15 protein-coding genes are annotated in these 16,281 nt (G+C 75.4%); 5 read left to right on the top strand and 10 right to left on the bottom strand.

What is annotated here, in order from left to right:
• Window positions 1–43: 43 nt before the first annotated feature.
• Entirely contained in the window at window positions 44–1,498 is a 1,455-nt protein-coding gene (locus ACIQ9P_RS05890; protein ID WP_402350329.1) for a DUF2252 domain-containing protein, read from the top strand.
• 36 nt (window positions 1,499–1,534) lie between these two features.
• On the opposite strand, the gene ACIQ9P_RS05885 is transcribed toward ACIQ9P_RS05890, so the two are convergent.
• The 3 genes from ACIQ9P_RS05885 to ACIQ9P_RS05875 form a co-directional block, all read right to left on the bottom strand.
• Window positions 1,535–2,221: an alpha/beta fold hydrolase gene (locus ACIQ9P_RS05885; RefSeq protein WP_402350326.1), complete on the bottom strand. Its 687-nt coding sequence runs from the start codon at window positions 2,219–2,221 to the stop codon at window positions 1,535–1,537.
• A 99-nt stretch (window positions 2,222–2,320) separates the two neighbouring features.
• A complete protein-coding gene (locus ACIQ9P_RS05880) occupies window positions 2,321–3,844 on the bottom strand; it encodes an MFS transporter (protein WP_402350323.1) in 1,524 nt (507 codons plus the stop codon).
• Window positions 3,841–4,404 carry a helix-turn-helix domain-containing protein gene (locus tag ACIQ9P_RS05875; protein ID WP_402350320.1) on the bottom strand — a complete coding sequence of 188 codons (564 nt, stop codon included), beginning with the start codon at window positions 4,402–4,404 and terminating at the stop codon, window positions 3,841–3,843. The genes ACIQ9P_RS05880 and ACIQ9P_RS05875 overlap by 4 nt, the downstream gene beginning before the upstream one ends.
• Before the next feature lie 221 nt (window positions 4,405–4,625).
• On the opposite strand from ACIQ9P_RS05875, the gene ACIQ9P_RS05870 reads away from it, so the two are divergent.
• Window positions 4,626–5,027 (top strand): hypothetical protein, encoded by a 402-nt coding sequence (locus ACIQ9P_RS05870; RefSeq protein WP_402350317.1) that lies wholly within the window; start codon window positions 4,626–4,628, stop codon window positions 5,025–5,027.
• Between the two features lie 146 nt (window positions 5,028–5,173).
• On the opposite strand, the gene ACIQ9P_RS05865 is transcribed toward ACIQ9P_RS05870, so the two are convergent.
• Window positions 5,174–6,160 carry an ArsR/SmtB family transcription factor gene (locus ACIQ9P_RS05865; protein WP_402350314.1) on the bottom strand — a complete coding sequence of 329 codons (987 nt, stop codon included), beginning with the start codon at window positions 6,158–6,160 and terminating at the stop codon, window positions 5,174–5,176.
• A gap of 387 nt (window positions 6,161–6,547) precedes the next feature.
• Window positions 6,548–8,047, bottom strand: a complete 1,500-nt coding sequence (locus ACIQ9P_RS05860; RefSeq protein WP_402350311.1) for a hypothetical protein — start codon at window positions 8,045–8,047, stop codon at window positions 6,548–6,550.
• A 254-nt stretch (window positions 8,048–8,301) separates the two neighbouring features.
• On the opposite strand from ACIQ9P_RS05860, the gene ACIQ9P_RS05855 reads away from it, so the two are divergent.
• A complete protein-coding gene (locus tag ACIQ9P_RS05855) occupies window positions 8,302–9,633 on the top strand; it encodes a DUF5685 family protein (protein ID WP_402350310.1) in 1,332 nt (443 codons plus the stop codon).
• Window positions 9,634–9,720: 87 nt separating this feature from the next.
• Here the strand turns inward: ACIQ9P_RS05855 and ACIQ9P_RS05850 are convergent, their stop codons facing one another.
• Window positions 9,721–10,068: a DoxX family protein gene (locus ACIQ9P_RS05850; protein ID WP_402350307.1), complete on the bottom strand. Its 348-nt coding sequence runs from the start codon at window positions 10,066–10,068 to the stop codon at window positions 9,721–9,723.
• 649 nt (window positions 10,069–10,717) lie between these two features.
• On the opposite strand from ACIQ9P_RS05850, the gene ACIQ9P_RS05845 reads away from it, so the two are divergent.
• The gene (locus tag ACIQ9P_RS05845) at window positions 10,718–11,908 is read left to right on the top strand and encodes an alpha/beta hydrolase family protein (RefSeq protein ID WP_402350304.1); all 1,191 of its coding nucleotides are present in this window, start codon (window positions 10,718–10,720) and stop codon (window positions 11,906–11,908) included.
• A 121-nt stretch (window positions 11,909–12,029) separates the two neighbouring features.
• Here the strand turns inward: ACIQ9P_RS05845 and ACIQ9P_RS05840 are convergent, their stop codons facing one another.
• From ACIQ9P_RS05840 to ACIQ9P_RS05825, 4 genes are all read right to left on the bottom strand, one after another.
• Window positions 12,030–12,251 (bottom strand): hypothetical protein, encoded by a 222-nt coding sequence (locus tag ACIQ9P_RS05840; RefSeq protein WP_402350301.1) that lies wholly within the window; start codon window positions 12,249–12,251, stop codon window positions 12,030–12,032.
• A 91-nt stretch (window positions 12,252–12,342) separates the two neighbouring features.
• Entirely contained in the window at window positions 12,343–12,744 is a 402-nt protein-coding gene (locus ACIQ9P_RS05835) for a pyridoxamine 5'-phosphate oxidase family protein (RefSeq protein ID WP_402350298.1), read from the bottom strand.
• Between the two features lie 121 nt (window positions 12,745–12,865).
• Window positions 12,866–13,504 carry an MBL fold metallo-hydrolase gene (locus ACIQ9P_RS05830; protein ID WP_402350295.1) on the bottom strand — a complete coding sequence of 213 codons (639 nt, stop codon included), beginning with the start codon at window positions 13,502–13,504 and terminating at the stop codon, window positions 12,866–12,868.
• Window positions 13,501–14,586: an S-(hydroxymethyl)mycothiol dehydrogenase gene (locus ACIQ9P_RS05825; RefSeq protein WP_402350292.1), complete on the bottom strand. Its 1,086-nt coding sequence runs from the start codon at window positions 14,584–14,586 to the stop codon at window positions 13,501–13,503. Before ACIQ9P_RS05825 ends, ACIQ9P_RS05830 begins: the two co-directional genes overlap by 4 nt.
• Before the next feature lie 401 nt (window positions 14,587–14,987).
• Between ACIQ9P_RS05825 and ACIQ9P_RS05820 the strand changes: the two genes are divergently transcribed.
• Window positions 14,988–16,226 (top strand): cytochrome P450, encoded by a 1,239-nt coding sequence (locus ACIQ9P_RS05820; protein WP_402350289.1) that lies wholly within the window; start codon window positions 14,988–14,990, stop codon window positions 16,224–16,226.
• Window positions 16,227–16,281 lie beyond the last annotated feature (55 nt).

The following is a 16,281-nucleotide window of genomic DNA, read 5'->3' as shown; positions in this document are numbered from 1 at the left end:
GCGCAGGTCGCGGACGGGAACGACAGAGACAGGGCGGGGCGCAGTGACGCAGCTGACCGAGACGGTGAACGGGTCCGGGATACCGGCGGACGTGGCGGGGGCCGGGCAGGGGCCCGGACGGCGGTTCACCGTCGAGGGCTTCGCGCCGCGCCAGGACGGCGACGCGCGGCAGCGCGGCAAGGCGCTGCGCGCCCGCACCCCGCGCGAGCGGCACGCGGAGTTCCCGCCCACCGCCGAACGCCCGACCGCCGTCCAGGCGATCGAGTCCTCCAACGAGGGCCGGCTGGCCGAGCTGGTGCCGATCCGGCTGGGCCGGATGGCGGCCACCCCGTTCGCGTTCCTGCGCGGTTCGGCCGGGCTGATGGCCGCCGACCTCGCGGCCACCCCGACCAGCGGCATCGTCGCCCAGCTTTGCGGGGACGCCCACGCCGCCAACTTCGGTCTGTACGGGGACGCGCGCGGCCGGCTCGTGATGGACATCAACGACTTCGACGAGACCGTCCCCGGCCCGTGGGAGTGGGACCTCAAGCGGCTCGCCGCGAGCCTGGTCCTGGCGGGCCGGGAGATCGGCGCGGACGGGACGACCGCCCGCAAGGCCGCCTTCGACGCGGCCGGCGCCTACCGCCGGACCATGCGCGCCCTGGCCAAGCTGCCCGCGCTGGACGCCTGGAACGCCGTCGCCGACGAGCAGCTGGTCTCGTTCGCCGAAGCGCACGACCTGGCCGAACTGCTGGAGAAGGTCGGGGCGAAGGCGCTCGGCAACACCAGCGCCCGGTTCGCCGCCAAGTCCGCCGTCCGCGAGGAGGACGGCTCCTGGCGCTTCACCGCGGCGCCGCCGGTGCTCAGTGAGGTGACGGACGCCACGGCCGCCGCCGTCGCCGCCTCGCTCGGCGACTACGTGCGGACCGTCCCCGGCGAGCTGCACCCGCTGCTGTCCCGCTACCGGGTGCAGGACGTGGCGTTCCGGGTCGTGGGCACCGGCAGCGTCGGCACCCGCTCCTACGTCGTCCTGCTGACCGACCACCGTGAACAGCCGCTGGTGCTCCAGGTGAAGGAGGCGCGCGCGTCGGTGCTGCTGCCGCACCTGGCCCGGGCGGGCCACCCGGTGGCCGGGGCGGACGTCCACGAGGGCCGCCGGGTGGTGCGCGGGCAGAAGCGGATGCAGGTGGTCAGCGACACCCTGCTCGGCTGGACCACGGTCGACGGACTCCCCTACCAGGTGCGCCAGTTCCGCAACCGCAAGGGCAGCGTCGACCCGGCCGCCCTGGTGCCCGCGCAGCTGGACGACTACGCCCGGATCACCGGCGCCCTGCTCGCCCGCGCCCACGCCCACACCGCCGACCCGGGTGCGATCAGCGGGTACTGCGGCAAGAACGAGGCCCTGGACGAGGCGGTGGCCACCTTCGCGGTCGCCTACGCCGACCGTACCGAGGCCGACCACGCCGACCTCGTCACCGCCATCCGGGCCGGCCGCCTCCCGGCCGAGCACGGCGTCTGACGGACGCCCGGCCCCCCTGAGGTCCCGGCCGGGACCTCAGGGGGCGAGGAAGGGAGCCACCGCGGCGACGAAGCCGGTCGGGTCGGTGCGGTGGACGAGGTGGCCGGCGTCGATGGTCACCAGGCGGCAGTCCGGGATCAGCCGGGCCAGTTCGGCCGCGCCGGACTGGGGAACGTGGCTGGTCGGGCCGCCCGCGACCAGCAGGGTGGGGGCGGTGATCGCGCTCATCCGCTCCAGCCAGCGCGGGTCCGGCCGGTCGATCTGTCCCTTGACCGCCCGGACCACCGCCCAGTCGAAGTCGACGGGCGCCGCCGGGGCGTCGGCCACCGGGCTCGCGGGGCGCGGACGCGGGGCGGGGACGTCCTCCAGGACCAGCCGGCCGATCCGCCCGGGCCGTTCCTGAGCGACCAGGTAGGCGACCGCACCACCCAGCGAGTGACCGACCAGGTCGACCCGGTCCAGGCCGTGCGCGTCGAGCAGGGCGAGCACGTCGTCCCGCATCGCCTCCAGGCTGTACCGGCCGGGGCGGCCGCTGTCGCCGTGGCCGCGCAGGTCGAGGGCGTGCACGCGGTGCCGGGGGGCGAGATCGGGGAGCACCGCGTCCCAGTCGGTGGCCCGCTCGCCGAGCGCGTGCAGCAGGACAAGCGGCGGGCCGTCGGCCGGGCCGCTCTCCCGGCAGGCGAGGGAGAGACCCGGCAGGTCGACCATCAGGGGTTGGGTCATACCGGCCACCGTAGACCGCGCCCGGCCGGGCCCGGCCGGGTGTTCGCCCAGCGCTCAACGCGTCGGCGCTCCACCCGTCGGCGCTCAACGCGTCTGCACTCAACCCGTCGGCGTGGTCTCCCGAACGGAGCCGCCCGCCGCCGCTCCGCCCGCCGCGGCCGCGGCCTCCCCCGCCGCCGCGGCCTCCCGCGCCGCTTCCCGGGCCGACGCCCGCCCCGCCAGCACCGAGGCGACCACCGCCAGCGCCGCCACCGCCGCGCAGACACCGCTCGCCCACGCGTACGCCGCCCGGTGCCCGCCGCCCCCGCCGGTCGCCCGCAGATAGACGCCGGACAGCGCCGAGACGCTGACCGCCGCCGCGATCCGCTGTGCCATCTGCAGGATCGCCCCGCTCACCCCGGCCGCCTCGGCCGGCGCGTGCCGCAGCACGAACGCCTGGTTGGAGGCCGCCATCAGCCCGACCGAGGCGCCGCCCAGCAGCTGGAGCAGCGCGAGCAGCCAGGGCAGCGGACCGGTCGGCGCCCAGCGCGCGACCAGGCCGCCCGCGAGCATCACCAGCGCCGAGCCGGCCATGCCCGCGGTGACGGTCCGTCGGCCGAAGCGCTGGACGACCCGCCAGGCGAAGGCCGAGGCGAAGCCCATCGCGACCGCCGACGGCAGCGCGACCAGGGCCGCGCCCATCGGCGAGAGGCCGAGCCCGTCCTGGAGGAACATCGTGAGCACCAGTCCGGCGGCCATCGAGGAGCCGAACTGCGCCATCGCCACCGCCGTCCCCAGCGCGTACGGCGCGGAACGGGTCAGCGCCGGGTGGATCAGCGGGTGACCGCCGCGCCGGGCGTAGCGGCGCTGCCACCGGGCCAGGGCGCCGAGCAGGGCCGCCGCCACGGCGGCGAACCCGAGCCAGCCGACCCAGCCGGGGGGCTGGACGAACGGCAGCATCAGCGCCAGGGTCAACGCGGCGACGAGCAGCAGTCCGACCAGGTCGAGGTCGGCGTGCCGGGCGCTGGGGCGCGGGCGCGGCAGGTGGCGGACCGCCAGCAGCAGGGTGACCAGCCCGAACGGCACGTTGAGCAGGAAGGTGATCCGCCAGCCCTGTTCCGGTCCGACGGCGGCGAGCACCGCGCCGCCGATCGGCGGGCCGAGGGCGAAGGCGAGGCCGCCGGTCACGGCGTACATCCCGAGCGCGCGGGCCCGCAGCTGGCCCTGGAAGACGTCCTGGAGGGTGCCGATCATCTGGGAGTTCACCAGTCCGGCGCCGGCGCCCTGGAGCAGCCGGGCGGCGACCAGCACCCAGGGCTCGGTGACGGTGGCGGAGAGCAGGCTGACGACGGTGAACAGGGCGAGGCCGCCGACGAAGAACCACTTGCGGCCGCGCACGTCGCCGAGCCGGCCGCCGGGGATCAGGGCCAGGCCGAACGCCAGCGAGTAGCCGGCGACGATCCACTGCAGGTGCGCGGGCTGGGCGTGCAGCGACTCGCGCAGCGCGGGGATCGCGGTGTTGAGCACCGACTGGTCGATGAGGGTGGTGAAGCCGCCGGCGACGCAGACGAGCAGCACCCGCCGCCCGGCCGCGTCGAAGCGCTCCTTGACCGGCGGCGCCGGTATCGCGCCGGTCGCGCTCACGGTTCGACCACCACCAGCGCGTACCGGGCGCCGGCCGGGCCGGGGCAGTGGAAGCGGCTGGTCTCGGCGGTGAACCGCAGGCAGTCCCCGGCCTCCAGCAGGTGCTCCGTGCCGTCGACGGTCATCGACAGCAGGCCGTCCAGTACCCAGAGGTGGTGCTCCCGGCCGGTGTCGTCGGGCTTGTCGTAGGCGATGACGGCGCCGGCCGGGAGCCGTCCCTCGATCACCTCGGCCCGCAGCGAGCCGTGCGGCGGCGAGACGGAGCGCCGGACGTAACCGGTCGCCTCGTCGCACCAGACCCGCTGGTCCCCGGCCCGCACGAGCCGTGCGGGCGCGGCCTCCACCTCGGCGAGCAGCCGCGACATGCTTCGTCCGTAGACGGCGCAGAGCCGCCCGAGCAGCGCCGCCGTCGGACTCACCTCGGCGCGCTCGACGCGGGACAGCGTCGAGCGGCTGACGTCCGCCCGCCGGGCCAACTCCTCCAGTGTCCAGCCGCGTTCGACCCGCAATTCGGCGAGTCGCTCCGCCAGCCGCTCGTCGGCGGCCGTGTCGATTCCCATATCCGTGATGCTATCCCGGATTCGGGAATTCCCTGGGCCGGAGCCCTGTACCCGGGCGGAGGCGAGGCGAGCCGGGGCCGACCCTTCGCCCCGGGGGCGAACAGCTGGCCGCGCCGGCCGCACCGGCGGTGAACTGCTGCCGGACGCCCCGTGGGTGCCCGCCACCCGCAGGTGATCCAGTCCTCGTTCCTGTTCCTGTTCCTGTCCCGAAAGGACCGCCCATGCTCTCCGCCCGTGCCGCCCGTCTGCTCGCCGTGGCCACGCTGGGACTCGGCGCCACCCTCACCCTCAGCCCCGGCCAGGCGTTCGCCGCCGAGGGCAGCTTCCCGATCGGCTCGGGGTCGTGCCAGGCCGTCGAGAAGATCGAACTGCACTGGGTCAACGGCGCCTGGCACGACGAGATGGCGAACAACCCGACCCAGAACTCGGCGAGCGACCCCTACTGGTGTCGCTTCACGGTCTACGACAACGGCAACGTGATCTGGAGCTACGCCCCTCCCACCGGCAGCGGGAACCAGTCGCCGTGGTTCTACGACGGTCCGGGCCACAGCATGAAGGCGTGCGTCCAGCGGTTCTACAACGGCACGCCGCAGGGCAGCCTCAGCTGCGGCCCCCTCAACTGACCCGGCCCCTCCCGGGTCCGCCGGCCCCGGTCGCCCCGCGCGGCCGGGGCCGGTCCGCCACCGAGCGCGGTGGCCGACCCGCCCGTCGGCCCACCGGTCCGCCATCGGCCGACCGCCATCGGCCGACCGCCATCAGCCGACCGCCATCAGCTGCCCGCCATCAGCAGGGCGCGCCCGAGTGGTGCCAGGAGATGGCGGACCTGACGCCCCTGACGCTGGGTGGTGATCACCCCGGTCGTCCGCAGGGCGGTGGCGTGGGCGCTCGCGGTGGACAGACCGACACCGAGGCGGGCCGCGAGTTCGGTGGTGCTGCAGGGTGCCAGCCCGACGGCCCGGAGGACGCGGGCGCGCGCCGGGCCGATCAGGCCGGTCAGCGGATCGGCCGTGCCCGGTCCGCGTTCGTCCGCCGGTCCGGTGGTCGGGTGGATCAGCACCGCCGGCCGGCCCGGCACCAGGACGGCGCCGTCCTGGACGAAGAAGTTCGGGCGCAGCTCCAGGCCGCCACCGTCCAGGTCGACGATCCGGTCCGGTCCGCCCACCGCGCACCGGAGCACCCCGTCCTCCTGCCAGCCGGCGCGGTGGTGGAGCCCTCCGAGCATGGCCCCGATCCCGGCCTCGCCGCAGAGGTGGGCGCGATGGGCGACGTCCGTGCGCAGATGGCGCCGGATGTCGGACCAGTCCTCGGCGAGGCAGGCCCGGAACAGGGCCCGGGCGCCGTCGGCGATCCGGCGCAGTTGGCGGGTGTCGCCGTCGCGGAGTTCGACCACGATCCGGGGCGTCCCCCGCCCGGCGCCGTATCCGGAGAGGGCCCGCCGCAGCTCGGCCGGGGTGACGGCCGTCAGGGCGTCGAGTTCGTCGGCGAGCTGCCGGTCGGTGCCCGGCGGGCCACCGGGCGCGGCGTCCGGCAGGCGGGTCACCAGAAAGTCCGGGACCCCGGCACCGCAGGCACCGACCACGTCGAGCAGCGGTGCGGCGCTGTACGGTACTCGTCCGCGCATCCGCGTCCGCCAGCGGGCGCGGCGGGTGCCGGCCCAGGCGGGGGATCCGGCCACGGCGGTCAGGACGTGGTCCATCGGCGAGACGACGAACCGGGTACGGGCGAGATCCGGGACACCGAAGTTGACAGTCAGCACACATCCCCCAGAGGCCCGGCCGTGTCGGCCTGTGCTTCGCGGTGCGACAGCTGTCCCCGGCCGGGTTCGGCGACAGGTCGGAACCGGCGCGGCCCGACCGGGGCGGTCCCGGCCGGGCGCGTCGACGTCCCGGACCATCGTGGGCCTCGACCGCTGTTCCTTCCATGGCGCTGACTTGGCGTTCGCCCGACACTCCTGGCACCCCGAAGCCCCGACAGCCACCCGGCCCGGCGCAGGGTCGTTCGCCGGGCCGGGTCCCACCCTCGACAGCACGCCGCCCCGCCGGGGGTCGCGGCGGGGCGGCGTGCTGTCGGCGGACGTCGACCGGCAGTACTCGGAACTCGGACGACCGGCAGGCTTCGACCGGCAGTCCTGCGACGACCGGCGTCAGGCCAGGGCCTCCACGCGGGCGCGCAGCTTTTCGAACTCCGGCCGTTGGCCCGGGTGGACCTTGGTGACGTGCAGGGCCGTCTGCTTGATCGCGGCCGCCAGTTCCCTGATGTCGTCCCGCGGGACCGGCGTGCGGCCGTGGACGGCGCCGAGCACCTCGACGTCCTCGGCGAAGTACGCGGCGAGACCGATCAGGACGTGCCCGTCCGGCTCGTCCGGCAGCGCGAGAACGGCGGGGGTGCCCTTCGCCAGGCGCTCCCAGCGGAACCGCATGTCGCTGAGGACGACGGCATCGAGCTCGACCGCCAGGGCGGCCCACCCCGCGACGCTCGGCTGAACGGCCGGCACGGCCGCGAAGACGCTCCGGAGCGTGGCGATCCCCTGTCCCTCCACCTCCCGGTCCTGGTCGACCAGGGCGCGGACGAGTTCCCGCGCCCGCTGGGCGAAGGGCTTCGCCTCCGCCAGACCGGCGGTGCCCTCGATCACGGCGTCCAGCAGGAGTTCGGCGAGCGCCAGCGGCGCGCAGTCGACCGTGCCGCGCGGGATCCGCAGGGCGCCGGAGGCGGCGTCGAAGGTGATCCGGCCGCTGCCCTCGGCCAGGACCGGAACGATCCGGTCCAACGCGTGCTTGAGCTCGCTGAGGTACGGGAACAGCTTGGCCACCACGGCCTGGTCCTTGGGAAGCAGTACGGCGACGCCGTCGCGCACGGTCCGCTGGGCGATGTACCCCCAGGAGACCAGTTGGTTCTCCAGGGCGAGCAGCCGGGCGTAGCGCTTCCAGTCGGACCACTCGGGCTTGGTCGTCCACTTCTCCTCGCTGAAGGTGGTCCGGGCGAACCCCTCGCAGTCCGAGGCGCGGACCCAGGCCCGGTTGACCATGATGTCGAGCCAGGCCAGCGCGCCACCGAGAGTGGTGGTCCCCGACCGCTTCGCCAGCAGCCCGCGCCGGGCCACCAGCTGCCCGAACTTCTGGTACTCGCCCCAGGCGTTCTCGCTCCGCTCGACGAGCAGCGCGGCGGCGGCCGCGTAGGTGTCGGCGTTGTTGCGGGCCAACTCGGCGGACAGGTACGTCCAGGCCCAGCCGCCGCGGTACGCGTAGTCCTTGACCGGGTGGTTCCCGACACCCTCGTCGAGGCTGTGGGACAGCTCGTGCACCAGGGTGAGGACGCGGTTGGTGAGGCCCCGGGTGCCCGGGCCGACCAGGCTCGGGCGGAGCTGGATCTCCCGCACCGACGGGACCGCCCCGTTGGTGATCACCGTGTTCGCCCCCATCGTGGCGGGCAGGTCGTCCCGCACCACGAACGTGACCTCGCGCATCCGTTGGCCCAGCCGGGCGAAGCGCTGATGGAAGGCGTGGTAGTCGGGGGCGGCTCCGGGGCCGTTCAGCACCGTGGTCGCGGTCAGCTCCGTCACGGTGCCGAGAGCGACGATCGCGTCGATCCGGGCGGTGATCGAGGCCAGCACCTGTTGCTCGGCCGGGGACAGGTCTCGGGTCAAGGGGGGTCCTCCGCGAATCGGTTCGCCAACCGGCTTTCCTGGCAGGCCGGTTCACTCGGCGACGTGCGGACGGAATGATGACAGGAGCGAATGGACAACGAATAAACACCGGGCGCCCGGTTTTCGTCCGCGCCCCGACGGACCGGGCCCGGCGGGCCCGGGGGCCCGTTGTCGGTTCCGGAAGAACGGTCTGTCGATCATATGATGTCCGCGATCGAGGGCCGGGTGGCCCAGGCAAAACACGGGGGAACCACATGTTCGGCATCATCAGACCCTGCCGCCATCGGCTCTCGGAGCGGCTCCAGGCGAGCTGGATGGCCCATCTCTGCGGCCTCTGCCTGGCCCTGCGCGACGACCACGGGCAGTTGGCGCGGACCGCCACCAACTACGACGGGCTGATCATCTCGGTGCTGGTCGAGGCCCAGGCCGACGCCGGGCACACCGCCGACGGCGCCGGACGTCGGACCGCCGGGCCGTGTCCGCTGCGCGGCATGCGGACGGCCTCGGTCGCGCGGGGCGAGGGCGCCCGGCTGGCGGCCGCCGTCTCGCTGGCGCTCGCCTCGGTGAAGATCCGCGACCACGTCGAGGACCAGGACGGCGTGTTCGCCCGGCGCCCGGTCGCGGTCGGCGCGCGGGCGGTCACCCGGCGCTGGGACCGCAAGAGCGCGGGCAGCGCCTCGGTGGTCGGCTTCGACACCTCGGTCCTGCTGGACGCGGCCGCCCGCCAGGGCGAGCTGGAGCGCGAACTGCCGGCCGGCGGCTCGGTGCTGCTGGTCACCGAGCCCACCGAGACCGCCACCGCCGCCGCTTTCGCGCACACCGCCGTCCTGGCCGGACGGCCGGGGAACGAGGCTCCGCTGGCCGAGGCCGGGCGGCTGTTCGGACGGCTGGCGCACCTGCTGGACGCCGCCGAGGACCAGGAGGCCGACGCCGCGAGCGGCGCGTGGAACCCGCTCGACGCCACCGGCACCGAGCGCGCCGAGGCCGAACGCCTGTGCCGGGACGCCGTGCACGGCATCCGGCTGGCCCTGCGGGACGTCGAGCTCGCGGACCGGGCGCTGGTGCACATCCTGCTCGCCCACGAGACCGAGCGGGCCGTCGAGCGGGTCTTCGGCCGGCCCGGCCACGCCGCCTGCCGGGTCGGGCACGAGCCCGGAGCGCCGTCGGCCGGCCACCCGCCGCACGGCCAGGCGCACCAGGGCCCGACCGGCTCCAACCCGTACCAGGCCCCGCCGCGGCACGAGCCGGACCGGACCCCGCCGCAGGGCCCGGGCGCGCCCGTCCCGCCCTGGGTGCCGCAGGGCCCGGGCTTCACCCCGCCCGGCGCGCCGCCGCCCAACCGCCGTAATCTGCTGGCCGGTTGCGCCGCCTGGGCCCTGATGGGCTGCACCTGCCAGCTGCTGTGCTGCGAGCACAACCACCCGTTCACGGGCGAGCGCCGCGAGGGCTTCTGCGCCCGCAACGAGTGCTGCGACTGCGGGGACTGCTGCGACGGCTGCCAGTGCTGCGGCGAGAACGCCCAGTGCTGCAACGACTGCGGCTGCTGCGACGGTTGTGACGGCTGCGACTGCGGCTGCGACTGCTGAGGCCCTTCCGGCCGACGGAAGCCTGACGCCGGGTCCGGGGCACTGCTCCGGACCCGGCGGCGACCGGAGCGGTGCCCGAACGCGGCGTCAGGCCGCGAGGCCGACGCCCAGGGTGACGGCGACGGGCACGAGGTAGAGCAGCGGGAAGGGCACGGTCCTGAACGAGCGGGCCCGGACATTGGTCAGCACGGCCCCGGCGAAGTAGAGGATCAGACCGACCGCGGCGGCGACACCGATCGCCGGGACCGCGAGGCCGACCAGCAGGCCGGCGGCACCGGCGAGCTTCGCCGCGGCGAGCCAGCTCCACCACGCGCGGGGCACGCCGTAGTCGACCAGCGGCTGGGTGACGAACTCGGCCCGGCGGGCCAGCGAGACGCCGGAGAAGCCGACCCAGAGGGCGCTGACGACGGCGAGCACGACGTGGGCGACAGACATGGTGGTACCTCGTTCAGGTGGAAGGACGGCGGGAGGCGGATCGAGCGCTCCCGCCCGGTGACTCGTGGGTCGACGCTTCACTGACCCGCGGCACGCGCCCGGTGTGACAGCACTGCCGGGGGAGTTCCTCGCGGGACGGTCCGACGCGGTGGCGGTCCCGCAGGGCCGGACGCACCGGCAACAGGAACCGCACCATCGGCAACGGGTGCCATCCGCACCCGGCCGCTCGTCGGACTCGACGCGGTGGCGGTCCCGCAGGGCCGGACACACCGGCAACAGGAACCGCACCATCGGCAACGGGTGCCATCCGCACCCGGCCGCTCGTCGCGTCTGGACAGAATGATGAAGGAGATCGGCCTCCCCCGCGACCAAGATCAATCACCACAGTCCCCCCAAGGGCCGACCAATGGGACGCGCCGTGACCGAATCGAGACCGACCGGCCACCACCGCGAGCTCCCGACCGGCCACCACCGGAGCCGACCACCGTCGAGCCCGGGGCCGCGGGAGCGCGGGGCCACAGCTCCCCCAGGTGGAGCCGGACCCGGTCCGACGGCGTGTCCCCGGCCCGGCCGGCTCCGCCTCGCGGCGTATCCGCCGTCCCCCGACGGGGCGACGCGCCGGAGCGTGCCCCCTCCCTAACGTGGCGTCATGTCGAAGACCGTCCGGTGGCGTTCCGCCGCCCTGCCGATCGCCTCCACCGCCCTGGTACTGGCCCTCGCCGGCCCGGCCGCCGCCTCCGCCCCGGCCGCCACCGCCGCCTCCCCCACCGCGGACGCCACCGCCGCACCCGATGCCTCCGGCCCCCGGGTGCCGGCCACCAGCACCCGCCGGCCGGTCGGGACGACCTCGGCGCGCCTGGTCGACCGGGACCGGCCCGACCCCTGGCGCCCGGACACCCCGACCCGCGAGCTGATGGTCACCTTCTGGTACCCGGCCGACTCCGCCCGCGGCGCCCACGCGCCCTACCTGTCAGCGGAGTTGTCCACCGCCCTGTACGGCACGAGCGAACCGGCCGGGGTACGGACCGGTGCCGTGGCCGGGGCCAGGCCCGAGCCGGGGCGCCATCCGCTGGTCCTGCTCTCCCCCGGCTTCGGCCTCAGCCGCACCACCCTCACCGCGCTCGGCGAGGAACTCGCCGCCCGGGGCTACGCGGTGGCCGCCGTCGACCACACCTACGAAACCTCGGTGGAGTTCCCCGGCGGGCGGATCGAGCCCTGCCTGGCCTGCGGGCAGGAGGGGACCGACCCGGACTTCGGCGCGAAATCGTCCCGGGCCCGGGCGGCCGACCTGCGGTTCGTGATCGACCGGCTCGCCGCCCCCGGCGGGCGCGGCCCGGTCCGCGGGCTCGCCGTCGACCCGGGCCGGATCGCCGCGGCGGGCCACTCGCTCGGCGGCGCGGCCGCCCTGGAGGCGATGGCCGAGGACCGCCGGATCCGCGCCGCCGCGAACCTGGACGGCTCCGTCTGGATCCCGCCCACCGGCCTCCGCTCCCGCCCCGTGCTGTTGTTCAGCGCCCAGCTCGGCGGCTCCCCGGAGGCCACCGGGAACTGGGAGGACACCTGGAAGCGGCTCGGCGGTCCCCGGTACTGGGTGGACCTGCCGACCGCCGGACACCTCTCGTTCTCCGACGAGCACTGGGTGGTGGACGCTCTCGGCAGCCGCGACCAGCTACCGGCCGACTCCGGGCCCGGGCTCTTCGGCACCGTCCGGGGCGACCGCGCGCTCGCCGCCACCCGCGCCTACCTCGGCGCGTTCCTCGACCGGCACCTGCTGGGCCGCCCGGCCCCGCTGCTCGACCGGCCCTCGCGCGCCTTCCCCGAGGTCCGCTTCGCCAAGTAGCGGTCCGGGCACGGCGTTCCGGGCGGGTTCGGCCGTCCGGGCGCCGCGCTGCCACAGCGGCAGCACCTCGACCCGCGCGGCCGGGCGGCGGCCCACCGGGCGGTGGTCCGCCGGACGGCGCTCACCCATCGCGGCCCACCGCCGGTCTCGGCGCCCCGATGGTGGTCGCGGCCGCCGTCACGACCGGCGGCACCGTCATCACCGGCGTGGCGCGGCGGTCGGCCGCCAGCGAGTCCTCCAGCCGGGCCAGCAGCACCCGGAACCGGTCCGTGTCCTCGGCCGTCATCCGGCCGCCCTCGGCCGGGGTCCGCGTGCCCCGGCCGCCCCTCGTTCCCTCGATCATGCCCCGACGCTAGGCGACGACGATCAACGCCGGATAAACGGAGGGCACCCGGCCGAACGGAACCCCGTCCACCGGGCGCGCCGGGGTCCGCTCAGGCCCGCCCGAGCACCCGGTCCACCGTGATCTCGACGACCACCCGGTCCGGATTCACCCGGGGCTCGCGGTAGCGCTCGGCGTACCTGCGCTCCGCCTCGGCCACCTCGGCCGGCTCCTGCCGGACCACGGCCACGCCCTCCAGCGTCGACCAGCGCGCCCGGTCCACCTGGCAGACCGCGACCCGCTGGCCCTCCGCCCCGGCCTCCAGCACGTTCCGCACCTTCCGGCTGGTCCGGCTGCTGATCACCCGCGCGATCCCGGTCTCCGGGTCGAAGGTCACCCCCACCGGCACCACGTGCGGCGACCCGTCCGGGCGCAGGGTGGTCAGGGTGGCGATGTGCCGCTCCCGCCAGAAGGCGAGGAAGGCGTCGTCGAGCGCGCGGGGATCATGGGCCATGCCCGCGATCGTACGTCGCCGGGCCCGGCGGACGGCCGCCGGGCCCGGGCTCGCGTCCCACGTCCGGGCCCGGACACCGGTGTCGGAGCCGGGCCCCGGAACCGGGTACGCGCGGGTGTCCTCAGTGCCCTCGGGCGATCCACTCCGGCAGGGCCGGGCCCTCGGCGCCGATGGTGGTCGGGTCGCCGTGGCCGGTGCGGACCACCGTCTCCGGGGGCAGGGTCAGCAGGCGCTCCCGGATCGAGTCGATGATGGTCGGGAAGTGCGAGAAGGACCGGCCGGTGGCTCCGGGGCCGCCGTGGAAGAGGGTGTCACCGGTGAACACGGTGCCCAGCTCCGGGGCGTACAGGCAGACCGCGCCCGGCGCGTGGCCCGGGGTGTGCAGGACGGTCAGCGCCGTACCGGCGACCTCGATCCGCTGGCCGTCGGCCAGTTCGCCGTCCGGCAGCCGGTCGGGGTGGGTGAGCTTCCACAGCGGCAGGTCGTCCGGGTGCAGCAGGATCGGCGCGCCGGCGCGCTCGGCGAGCGCGGGGGCGGCGTCGATGTGGTCGTTGTGGGCGTGGGTGGAGACGACGGCGAGCAGCCGGCGCCCGCCGAGCGCCGCCTCGATCGCCGCGGCGTCGTGGGCCGCGTCGATCACCACGGCCTCGGCGTCGTCGCCGACGATCCAGACGTTGTTCTCCACCTCCCAGCTGCCGCCGTCGAGTTCGAAGGTGCCGGCGGTGACGAGCCGGTCGATCCGGAGGGCGCCGGTGCTCACAGGACCACCACCGAACGGAGCACGTCGCCATGGTGCATGCGCTCGAACGCCTGCTCCACCGCGTCGAGTTCGATGGTCTCGCTGACGAACGCGCCGAGGTCCAGTCGGTCCTGGAGGTAGAGGTCGATCAGCATCGGGAAGTCCCGCGAGGGCAGGCAGTCCCCGTACCAGGAGGACTTGAGCGCGCCGCCGCGCCCGAACACGTCGAGCAGCGGGAGCTCCAGCCGCATCTCCGGCGTCGGGACGCCGACCAGGACGACGGTGCCGGCCAGGTCGCGGGCGTAGAACGCCTGCTGGTAGGTCTCCGGGCGGCCGACCGCCTCGACCACGACGTCAGCGCCGTGCCCGCCGGTCAGTTCGCGGATCGCCTCGACCGCGTCGGTGGCGGTCGAGTTGACGGTGTGGGTGGCACCGAGCTTGCGGGCGGTGGCGAGCTTGCGGTCGTCGATGTCCACCGCGATGATCTTCGCCGCGCCGGCCAGCCGGGAGCCCAGCACAGCCGCCCCGCCGACCCCGCCGCAGCCGATCACGGCGACCGTGTCGCCCCGGCCGACGTTGCCGGTGTTGATCGCGGCGCCGATGCCCGCCATCACGCCGCAGCCGAGCAGTCCGGCGACGGCCGGGTCGGCGGCCGGGTCCACCTTGGTGCACTGGCCGGCGGCGACCAGGGTCTTCTCGGCGAACGCGCCGATGCCCAGGGCCGGGGACAGCTCGGTGCCGTCCAGCAGCGTCATCTTCTGCTTGGCGTTGTGGGTGTTGAAGCAGTACTGCGGACGCCCGCGCTCACAGGCGCGGCACTGGCCGCAGACCGCGCGCCAGTTGAGGACCACGAAGTCGCCGGGCGCGACCTCGGTGACGCCCTCGCCGACCGTCTCCACGACGCCCGCGGCCTCGTGGCCGAGCAGGAAGGGGAACTCGTCGTTGATCCCGCCCTCGCGGTAGTGCAGATCGGTGTGGCACACGCCGCAGGCTTGGATCCGCACCACCGCCTCGCCCGGCCCGGGGTCGGGTACGACGATCGTCGTCACCTCCACGGGCGCGCCCTTCGCGCGTGCGACGACTGCCTTGACCTGCTGGGCCATCCGATCCACCTCCGTCGGCCGGTGCCCCTGCGCACCGGCGTGACCTGCGTCGACGCGAGTCCGGTGACTCGCCCACGCAGCCTAGCGTCCGCCGCGGCGGGCGGCCCGGGAACACCCCTGGTGATCCCCCTCACCGCCCGGCCGGGCCGCTCCCGGGCGCGCGGCGGGGCGCGCGGACACCGTTGAGCGCCCGTCAGTACCGCCGCGCCCTCACCGCGCCCTCCCCACCCCTGCGTTGGCTGGAATCGTCGCTGACTGTGGCCCGTCGCCCACGTACGGTCGTAGCGAACCCGGCCTACTCGGCACGCCGTCGACCACGCCGCCCTTCCCCGCGCACCGCCCGGATCCACCCCCCGTCGGCCGCCCTCCGCGCGGCCACCGCCCTGGAGTCTGGAGTACGGATGTCCGCCGAGAACAGTGCCACCCGTGCCGGTACCGCCACCGCCCCCGGCCCCGCCGCCCAGGCCGTCCTGCCGCCGCTGCACTGCCTGCGGCTGCTCGAACCCGGCCCGCCCCGGCTGGCCGCCCTTCCGACCGGCACCCCCGTCTGGCTGGTCAGCCGGCACGCCGACGTCCGGCAGGTGCTGACCGACCCGCGCCTGGGACGCGCGCCGCTGCACGCCCCCGGTGCCCCGCCCGTCTCGCTCACCCCGAACCTGCTCGACGACCCGGCCTCGATGCTCAACATCGACGGCGCCGAGCACCAGCGGCTGCGCCGCACCGTGCAGCGCGCCTTCACCCCGCGCGCGATCGCCCGCTGGCGCCCCTGGGTCGCCTCCGTCGTCGAGGGCCTGATCGACGAGCTGATCGACCGGGGCTCGCCCACCGACATCGTGGCCGGCTACACCCGTCAGCTGCCGGTCGCCGTGATCAGCCGGCTGATGGGCCTCGACGGACTCGACAGCAAGCGCCTCGAACACTGGAGCGACCACGCCCTGTCCGCCACCGCGTACTCGGCCGAGGCGATCCGCACCGCGATGACCGAGTTCGCCGGCTTCGGCGCCGAGGTGATCGCCGAACGCCGTGCCGCGCCCGGCGACGATCTCGTCAGCAGCCTGCTCGCGGCCGCCGCCGACACCCCCGGGATCACCGAGGAGCAGATCGTCACGCTCGTCATCGGCCTGGTGGTGGCCGGGCACGAGACCACCATGACCTCGCTCGGCAACGCCCTGGTCTACCTGCTCAGCGACGGGCACGACGCCTGGCAGCAGCTCGCCTCGGACGAGCAGAGCGCCGCGGCCGCCACCGAACAGCTGCTGCGCGCCGTCCCGCTCGGCGACTCCGACGTCCTGCCCGGACTGCTGCGGCGGGCCGTCGAGGACCTCGACATCGGCGGGGTGCGGATCCCGGCCGGGAGCGTGGTCGCCGCCGACACCGGCGCCGCCAACACCGACCCCGAGGTGTTCACCGGCGACCTGCTGACCGAGCTGTTCTCCCCGCTCGCCGCACCGATGTACACCTTCGGCGCCGGGCCGCACCACTGCCTCGGGGCCTGGCTGGCCCGGATGGAGCTGGAGCTCGCCCTGCACCGGCTGGCCCGCCGGCTGCCCTCGCTGCGGCTCGCCGGGCCGGCGGACGCGATCGACTGGCGGCGCGGCCTGCTCACCCGCAGCCCGCAGCAGCTGCGGGTCGCCTGGTGACGGGGCAGGGGGTGTCCGGCCGGGGGACGGCGGGTCAGGGGGTCACCGGAGCCGC

Source organism: Kitasatospora sp. NPDC094019 (assembly GCF_044764505.1).
Taxonomy (GTDB): domain Bacteria; phylum Actinomycetota; class Actinomycetes; order Streptomycetales; family Streptomycetaceae; genus Kitasatospora.
This window is presented reverse-complemented; position numbering and strand designations above follow the sequence as displayed.